Here is a 7,868-nt window from a genome sequence, read left to right as displayed (position 1 = left end):
GGGCGGGGTCGGGTCGTACGGTGTGCCGGTCATGGCGTCGATGTCGTGAGTGCCGCGAGCGGAAGTTGCAGGAGCACTCCCGTGCCGCGGGAGTGGAGACCGTCGCCGAAGTGGATGTCGGCGCCGACGGACGCGGCCCGCTCCGCCATGCCGACGATGCCGAAGTGCCCTGTGCTGCGGAGCTGTTCGAGGGTGGTGCCGGAGGGAAGGCCGCTCCCGTCGTCGAGGACGCTCACGTCCAGGAGACCGTCGCGTACGCCTGCCCGTACCTCGATGCGGGTCGGGTCAGCGTGCCGGTGGGCGTTCTCCATGGCTTCCGAGGCGATGGTGAGGAGGTGACGGGCCACCGCGGGCGGGACGGGGAGCGTGGTGCGCTCGCCCGTGGCGTGGTAGGTGGCCGGCAGTCCCGTGCGGGCGGCGAAGTCGTCGGTGCGGGCGGCCAGTTCGCGCAGGAGGTCGACGCTCTGGCCCGGGTCCGTCTCGCGGCGCAGGTCGGTGAGGAGTTCGCGGGATTCGGCGGCTGCGCGGCGTGCGGCGCGGGCGACCAGTTCGGCCTGCTGCCGGACACGGTCCGGGTCCATGGCCGTCGATCCGGCCGAGCGGGCCAGGCCGTCCGCCGCGAGAGCCACGCCGTGCAGGGTCTTGGCCACGGAGTCGTGCATCTCGCGCGCCAGCCGGGCCCGTTCGGCGGCGACGGCCTGGGTGACGGCGAGCCGGGCCTTGACCGTCGTCAGGGCCAGGGTGGCGGTGCCGAAGCGGAGCATGAGGTTGCGCAGGGTGGAGCCGACGGCTCCGGTGATGACACAGAGGCCGGGAAGCAGCAGCCTCTCCGCCAGGCTCGTGCCGGACTCCCGTTCGAGGGTGGCATGGACCAGCAGCAGGATCAGCGACTGGAGCGAGGCGAAACAGGCGGCGCCGCGCCAGCCGTAGACGATGCCGGCGAGGAGGGGGGTGCAGACACTGACGTAGGCGAGGGTGGTGTCGGGGCCCGCCGAGATCAGCAGCAGGGTGCCGAAGAGGGTGTCCACGGCCAGCAGGGTGGGGTGGCGCAGCAGCAGGGGGCCGAAGCGTTCCCAGTCCCGGAAGAGGACGTACGAGCCCATGAAGGTGACGACGACGGCCGCGCCGACGAGGCGGGCGCCCAGGCCCGGTGAGGCGTTGAGGAGGGCGGCCGGGGCGGCGAGCGCGATCATGGCGAGCCGGAAGCCGAAGACCTGGCGGCACATCGCCTGGAGGGCGTTGACCTGCAGCGGGATGGGGGGATGGGTGGCCCCTCGACCGGTCGTCCCGGACGCGCGTGTGTGGTTCTCCTCGCCGAGGACGGCGACCGGAACGCGGGCCGCCGCAATGGCTTCCCCGGCTCGCTTACGGCGGCGCCGCAGCAGGCCTCCGCGTCCCCTCGCAGTGGCTGTCATGACCGTCATCCCGCTCGCCTACTCGCCCGTGATCGAACTGAAGTCGGTGCCGGAGCCCAGCAGCATGCCCGCGCCGAGGAGGAGCATGGTGGCCGGGACCATGAACGTCGTGATCATCAGTGTGGCCTTGGGTACGGCCCGGGCGGCCTTGCGGCGGGCGTTCTGCGCGTCCGTGCGGCGCATGTCCTTGGCGATCGCGACCAGGGTGTCGACGATCGGCGCGCCCAGCTCCTCGCCCTGCTGGAGTGCGGTGACGAACATGGCGACCTGCTCGGAGTCGTTGCGGCGGCGGAGTTCGGCGAAGGCTTCGCGGCGGCTCATGCCGAGGTCCATCTGACGGAGGGTGATCCGGATCTCGTCCGCCCACGGGCCCTCGTACTTCGACGCCACCCGGTCGAGGGCCTGGCGGAAGCCGAGGCCCGCGCTCACGACGACCGCGAGTACGTCCAGGAAGTCCGGGAGAGTGCGCTCGATCGCGTCCTTGCGGACCCTGATCGCGGACCAGATGCCGACCTCGGACCAGAACGCGCCGAAGGCGATCATGAGGAGGGCGAGGAAGAAGCTGCCCTGGAGCAGCGCGGCCAGACCGCCGACGCCGCCGATCGCGCCGTAGACCGCCCGGCGGGCCGCGTAGCGGTCGATCGTCAGGCCGCCGGGGTTTCCGGCGAGGTCGATCCTGCGGCGGTATCTGGCGACCTGCTTGGGGCCCATCAGGCGCAGTACCGTCGGGGCGTAGCGCATGCCGAGGCGGTCGATGAGGGAGCCGACGGCGCTGGTGCGGGTGGCGCCGATCTCCAGGGCCAGCGCGAGGTCGGTGGGCAGTTTCACCTCGGCGCGGTACATGCGGACGCCGGCGAAGGCGCCCCAGACGCTGAGGCCCATGACGAGTGCGAGCAGAAGTTCCATGGCGGTCGATTCCTCCCTTCGGTACTCGGTCTCAGATGTCGATGCGGGACATGCGGCGGATGAGGACGAAGCCGACGGCGTAGAGGGCGAAGGCGATGATCACGCTGGCCTGCCCGGCGACTGATCCGGTCATGCGGTCGAGGGTGCCGTCCGCGACGCTGTCCATGAGGAAGAGGGCGCCGACCCCCAACGCCGGCACCGCATACGACGTCATGCTCACCTGTGACAGCTGTGTCCGTACCTCCCGGCGGGTCTCCTTTCGTTCCTCCAGGGTCTCGGTCAGGTTGCGGAGGGCGCCGACGACCTGGCCGCCCGCCCGGTTGGAGAGGACCAGGGTGGTGACCAGGACGACGAGTTCGCGGGAGGGGAGTCGGTCGGCGAGTTCGCCGAGGGCGTCGTCCAGGGAGTGGCCTACGGCCAACTGGTTGGCGACTTTCGCCAGTTCCTCGCCTGCGGGGGCTTCCAGTTCCTCCGCGGCCATGCCGATGGCGGTGCGCAAGGCTAGGCCCGCGTTGGTGGCGTTGGCCAGGATGCGGGCCAGTTCGGGGAGTTGGTTGATGAAGCGCTCGATGCGTTTCTGACGTTGCCAGTTGAGGAACTGCCAGGCCGCCCACATGCCGAGCAGGCCGGCCAGCGGGCCGAAGAAGGGGGCCAGCGTGGCCTGGCCGATCAGCCACAGGGCGGCGACCGTCGCCAGCATGTACGCGAAGAACTCGCCCGGCGTCACGTCCAGGCCGGTCGCCGTCAGCCGCAGTTCCAGTCTGCGGCCGAAGTCGGTGCGGCGCAGGCGGCGGTCCAGGCCGCGGAAGCGGCGCCGGCGGCCGGTCAGCGGGTCCTGGCCGACGGCGGTGAGACGGTTGACGAGGGCGGCCCGCTGGGCGCGGCCCCGCGCGTACGTGTGCACGCCCGCCACGGCGAGGCAGCAGGTCAGCAGACTCACGCCGGTGGTGAGGCTGATCAGGTTCTGGAGGGTCATGGGGTCCTGCCTGTCCTGTTCCGTCCTGTCCCGTCCTGGCTGCCTTCGCGAAGGCCGACCGAAGGCCGACCGAAGGCCGGCTATCGGGTTTCTCTCGTGGTCAACTCGTCGAGCGTGCGGGCGACTCCGAAGGCCTGCGGTATCGGCTGGCCGGCCATGTAGAGGCGGTCGGCGGTGCGGCGTGGCAGCGGGTGGTACTCGAAGACGCCGTGGATACGGCCGTCCGCGGCGAGCGGGCGGGCGTTGAAGCGGGCGATGGTCGCGAGCCGGTACGGCTCTCCGCCGTGGCTGTCCAGCAGCGCGATCTCCGTCACCCGCCGGGCCCCGTCCGCGAAGCGGGTGAGCTGGACGATGACGTCGACCGCGCTGTTGATCTGGTCGTGCAGGGCGACGAACGGGATCTCGACGTCGGACATGGAAGCCAGGGTCTGGAGCCGCATCAGCGCGTCCTCCGCGCTGTTGGCGTGGACGGTGGCCAGGGAGCCGTCGTGGCCGGTCGACATGGCCTGGAGCATGTCGAGGGACTCGCCGCCGCGGACCTCGCCGACCACGATCCGGTCGGGGCGCATGCGCAGCGAGTTGCGGACCAGGTCGCGGATGGTGATGCGGCCGTTGCCCTCGACGTTCGGGGGGCGGGACTCCAGGCGGATGACGTGCGACTGCTGGAGCTGGAGTTCGGCCGAGTCCTCGATGGTGATGATGCGTTCGGTCTCGGGGATGAGGCCGGAGAGGGCGTTCAGGAGGGTCGTCTTCCCGGTGCCCGTCGCGCCGGAGACGATCACGTTGAACTTCGCCTGCACCAGGCCGGCCAGCAGGTACAGCATGGGCTCGTCCAGCGAGCCGAAGCCGATCAGTTCGTGCAGGGTGAAGGAGCGCGGGAAGCGGCGGATGGTGAGGATGGGGCCGGTGAGGGACAGCGGGGGGATGATCACGTTGACGCGTTCGCCCGAGGGGAGGCGGGCGTCGACCATCGGGTTGGTCTCGTCGACGCGGCGGTTGACGGTGGACACGATGCGTTCGATCGTCTGCATGAGCTGGTCGTGGGAGGCGAAGCGGATGGGCAACTGCTCGACCCTGCCCGCCCGTTCGACGAAGATCGCGTCCGGACCGTTGACCATGATCTCGGTGATCGAGGCGTCCTCCAGGAGCGGTTCGAGGATGCCGAGGCCGAGCGCCTCGTCGACCACTCGGCGGATCAGCTGCGCGCGTTCCGTCGTGGACAGCACGGGGCCCTCGCGGCTGATGATGTGCCCGAGCACCCGCTCCAGGCGCGCCCGGCGCTCGGCCGCCGCCAGCGCGCTCATCTCGGCGAGGTCGATCTCCTCCAGGAGCTTCGCCCGGTAGGAGGCGACCATGTGGCCGTCCTCGCCGCGGCCACCCTGCTCCTCGGGCGAGGTGATGCGGGCCCTCAGGCTCATCTCCGGTTCCTCCTCGGTGCGACGTTCGGTCTGACGACTTACCTGGTGGGCTGTGGGTGTGGGTGGTGGGCTCTCGGTGTGGGTGGTGGGCTGTCGCTGTGGGCAACGGGCAACGGGCCACGGGCTCAGTGGTCGACCGGCATCACCGCTGTCCTGTGGGCCTCGCCGAAGTCCTCGATACCGGGGATGACCGACGGGATGGTGATGGTGGAGGTGACGCGGACCTCCTCGCCCAGGTCCTCGGGGACGCAGCTCGTGCCGTTCGCCAGCCAGGAACTGACCGCGCCCTGACACGCCCCCTCGGCGCCCTCGTCGAGCGACGCGCTGCGGGCCCCGGCCCTGGCGGCCGTACCCGCCTGCTGTGCCACGTACGCGATCAGGCCGAGCTGTACGGCGGCCAGCGCGACGAGCAGCAGGATCGGGAGGAAGCCGAGATACTCCAGGGCGACCTGCCCGCGATCACGCCCACGGCGTCCGCGCGCCCCGCCCCCCGACCCGCGTAAATACCAGCCGCGTCCGCACGACCTGCGTCGGTACGAGCTCCGGCCGTACAAGCCCCGGCCGTACGAGCCCCGCCCGCGCGACCCGCGTCCGCACGACCTGCGTCGGTACGACATGTCAGTCGTCATCCTCTTCCTCCACGGCACCGGCGTGGCCCTTCACCGTGAACGGGAAGTCGATCGCGCCCGGGAAGAGGACCGGTACCGGGAGGGTGACGGTCGCCGTCACGTATCCGCCCGACGTGGGGCAGGTGACCGTGGCCCCGGAGCGCCACGCGTCGCCCAGCTTGGCCAGTCCCGCCTGTTCGCACACGGCCTGCCGCTCCCCCCGCTGTGCCGCCGTCCCCGCCCGCACCGCCTCGTCGGCAGCATTCCCCGCGAGCGTGAACGTGTATCCCAGCAGGACGAACTGCCACATGAGCACCAAGGTCACGATGATCAGCGGCGTCATGCCGAGGAACTCGACGGTGACCTGGCCCCGGTCGCCTCCGTGTCGCCGTGGTCTCACGTCACTCCCTCCTCCGCCGGAAGCCCGCCGACGCCCGTTCCCCGCCGCGTGCCGCCCGGCCGGACTTGCGATGCTGGGACCCCTCCGCGGCTCTGACCAGGCCGAGTTCGCCCGCGAGGGTCCACATGGCCTGGCGGACGGTGCTTCGGCCGTCGAGGGCGTGGACGCGGCCGGCGTCCACGGCGGACTGGAGTTCCTTGAAGTGGGCGGGGATCACGGTGGCCGCGACGGGTGTGCCGGTGATCTTCTGGACGAGGCCGGGCTGGATCTCCGTACCGCGGCTGTGGCGGTTGACGACGACCGTGGTCTCCTCGGCCTTGCGGATCTGGAGGCGGTCCCACATGCGGACGGCGCGTTTCGCGCCGCGGACCGCGACCACGTCGGGGGTGGTGACGAGCAGGGCGCGGTCGGCCATCTCAACGACGGCGGCGCCGGCCCCGCCGAGCTGGGCGCCGCAGTCGACGACGACGACCTCGTAGCGCGAGCGCAGGGCGCCGACGATCTGGCGGGCGGCGCGGTCGGTGACCTCCTCGCCGCGTTCGCCCTCGCCGGGGGCGAGCAGCAGGGCCACGCCGGTGTCGTGGCGGAACACGGCCTCGGCGAGGATGCGGGGCGAGATGTCGGTGATCGCGGCGAGGTCGACGACCGAGCGGCGGAACTGGACGTCCAGGAAGGACGCGATGTCGCCGGTCTGGAGGTCCATGTCGACGAGTGCGGTGGGGCGGCCGGAGGCCTGGGCGGCGAGGGCGAGCTGGACGGCGAGGAGGGTGGTCCCGACGCCGCCCTTGGCGCCGCTGACCGTGACGACGGTGCCGCCGGCGCCGGTGAACACGTCGCCGCCGTGGCCGAGATGACGTCGTACGCCCACCGACCACTGGGCGACGGCCTGGACGCGGTGGGCCAGGTCCTCGTAGCCGAGCGGCAGGGTGACCAGGCCGCGCGCCCCGGCGTCCATGGCGGCGGAGAAGAGGCCGGGTCCGGCGTCGGTGGTGACGAGGATGACGCCGACCGCGGGGAAGCGCAGGGCGACCTCGCGGACCAGTTCCAGCGCGGGGACGGGGCCGATGCGCTCATGGACGATCACGACCTCGGGCAGCTCGTCGACCGACTCGGCGGACAGGCGGGCGAGGGTGTCGACGAGCTGTGTGGAGTCGGTGACCGGGGTGACGGGTTCGGCGTCCGGGAGCTGGCTGAGCAGAGTGGTGAGGGAGCGGACCGCGTCCGCGTCGCCGACGGCCGGGAGGATCCTGGTGGGCATGGGCGGCGGCCTCTCACTTGTCCGTGGTGAGTTCGTACGTACGGTCCTGTTCGGGGACCGTGGTGGGAGTGCCGGGCGCCACCAGGGCGAGCCGGACGCGTTTGGCGAACGACTCGGCGTACGTGATGCGCTGGGCGTCGAGGGTCGACAGCGCGAAGGTGATCGGGACGGCGTCGGTGGGCCGCTGTCCGCGGTCGTCCCTGTCCGGGTCCAGGGCGGTGATGTCGCCGACGTCGAGGACACGGGCGTTGGTGACGATGATCTTCGACTGGTCGGGGTCGCTGTCGCGGGCGCCCTCGAAGGTGGCGTAGACGTTGACGGAGGAACCCGGGGTGATCTTTCCGGCGACGCCGGTCGCCGCGTCGATCATGATGGCGACCTCCTGCTGGCCGGGCTGGAGGGCGGGCTGGTCGACGATCATGTCGCTCTGGAGCAGGGAGCCCTTCTTCAGCGTCGTCACGGCGATCTTGCCGCGGATGTCGGCGAGGTCGGTCACCGCGTTCGCCGAGAGCCAGCGCTCGGGCATCTCGACCTTCTCGAACTGGCCCGCGGTCAGCGGGGTGTAGGGCGCCACGCTGGAGCTGACCCGGTACGCGGTGACCTCGGGGCCGACCTTGGACTGCACGTCATCGATGACGGAGAGGACGCCGGCGAAGGCGCCGAGGGCGCACAGGACCGACAGGAGCAGGAGGATCACGCCGCGGCGCTGACGGGAGTTCATGAACCGGTGCAACCTCGTTGGGGGTCGGGTCGAGCGGACGGGAGCGGGTCGGGCGGGCCGAGCGGGTGGTTCCTGCGGTGGTCCTTGCGTTGGTGTTGGTTCAGCCGCCCGCGGTGAGCGCGCGATGGGTCTGTTGGTTGCCCGCGGTGAGCGCGCGGGTGGGCCG

8 protein-coding genes are annotated in these 7,868 nt (G+C 71.5%); all 8 read right to left on the bottom strand.

The features are described from left to right. Positions 1–29 precede the first annotated feature (29 nt). The gene (locus P1P75_RS37425) at positions 30–1,424 is read right to left on the bottom strand and encodes a histidine kinase (protein ID WP_319263833.1); all 1,395 of its coding nucleotides are present in this window, start codon (positions 1,422–1,424) and stop codon (positions 30–32) included. A gap of 9 nt (positions 1,425–1,433) precedes the next feature. Next, complete coding sequence (locus P1P75_RS37420) at positions 1,434–2,321, bottom strand: DUF5936 domain-containing protein (protein ID WP_319263831.1); 888 nt, start codon at positions 2,319–2,321, stop codon at positions 1,434–1,436. 31 nt (positions 2,322–2,352) lie between these two features. Then, positions 2,353–3,297, bottom strand: coding sequence for a type II secretion system F family protein (locus tag P1P75_RS37415; protein ID WP_319263830.1), 945 nt, complete (start codon positions 3,295–3,297; stop codon positions 2,353–2,355). A gap of 80 nt (positions 3,298–3,377) precedes the next feature. Beyond that, positions 3,378–4,715 carry a CpaF family protein gene (locus P1P75_RS37410; protein ID WP_319263828.1) on the bottom strand — a complete coding sequence of 446 codons (1,338 nt, stop codon included), beginning with the start codon at positions 4,713–4,715 and terminating at the stop codon, positions 3,378–3,380. Positions 4,716–4,840: 125 nt separating this feature from the next. Next, a complete protein-coding gene (locus P1P75_RS37405) occupies positions 4,841–5,158 on the bottom strand; it encodes a TadE/TadG family type IV pilus assembly protein (RefSeq protein WP_319263836.1) in 318 nt (105 codons plus the stop codon). Between the two features lie 175 nt (positions 5,159–5,333). Next, on the bottom strand, positions 5,334–5,666 hold the full coding sequence (locus P1P75_RS37400; protein WP_319263835.1) for a pilus assembly protein: 333 nt from the start codon (positions 5,664–5,666) through the stop codon (positions 5,334–5,336). 58 nt (positions 5,667–5,724) lie between these two features. Next, positions 5,725–6,981: a P-loop NTPase gene (locus tag P1P75_RS37395; protein ID WP_319263826.1), complete on the bottom strand. Its 1,257-nt coding sequence runs from the start codon at positions 6,979–6,981 to the stop codon at positions 5,725–5,727. 13 nt (positions 6,982–6,994) lie between these two features. After that, a complete protein-coding gene (gene cpaB / locus P1P75_RS37390) occupies positions 6,995–7,702 on the bottom strand; it encodes a Flp pilus assembly protein CpaB (RefSeq protein ID WP_319263824.1) in 708 nt (235 codons plus the stop codon). Positions 7,703–7,868 lie beyond the last annotated feature (166 nt).

The organism is Streptomyces sp. ID05-39B, from assembly GCF_033794725.1.
Lineage (GTDB): Bacteria > Actinomycetota > Actinomycetes > Streptomycetales > Streptomycetaceae > Streptomyces > Streptomyces bobili.
Note: the sequence above shows the minus strand (reverse complement) of the source record. Positions and strands in the feature narration are given on the sequence as shown.

Excerpts from the sequence above, each read along its gene's own strand:
- P1P75_RS37425 (WP_319263833.1), bottom strand. The coding sequence starts at position 1,424 with ATGACGGTCATGACAGCCACTGCGAGGGGACGCGGAGGCCTGCTGCGG.
- P1P75_RS37420 (WP_319263831.1), bottom strand. The coding sequence starts at position 2,321 with ATGGAACTTCTGCTCGCACTCGTCATGGGCCTCAGCGTCTGGGGCGCC.
- P1P75_RS37415 (WP_319263830.1), bottom strand. The coding sequence starts at position 3,297 with ATGACCCTCCAGAACCTGATCAGCCTCACCACCGGCGTGAGTCTGCTG.
- P1P75_RS37410 (WP_319263828.1), bottom strand. The coding sequence starts at position 4,715 with ATGAGCCTGAGGGCCCGCATCACCTCGCCCGAGGAGCAGGGTGGCCGC.
- P1P75_RS37400 (WP_319263835.1), bottom strand. The coding sequence starts at position 5,666 with ATGACGCCGCTGATCATCGTGACCTTGGTGCTCATGTGGCAGTTCGTC.
- P1P75_RS37395 (WP_319263826.1), bottom strand. The coding sequence starts at position 6,981 with ATGCCCACCAGGATCCTCCCGGCCGTCGGCGACGCGGACGCGGTCCGC.
- cpaB (WP_319263824.1), bottom strand. The coding sequence starts at position 7,702 with ATGAACTCCCGTCAGCGCCGCGGCGTGATCCTCCTGCTCCTGTCGGTC.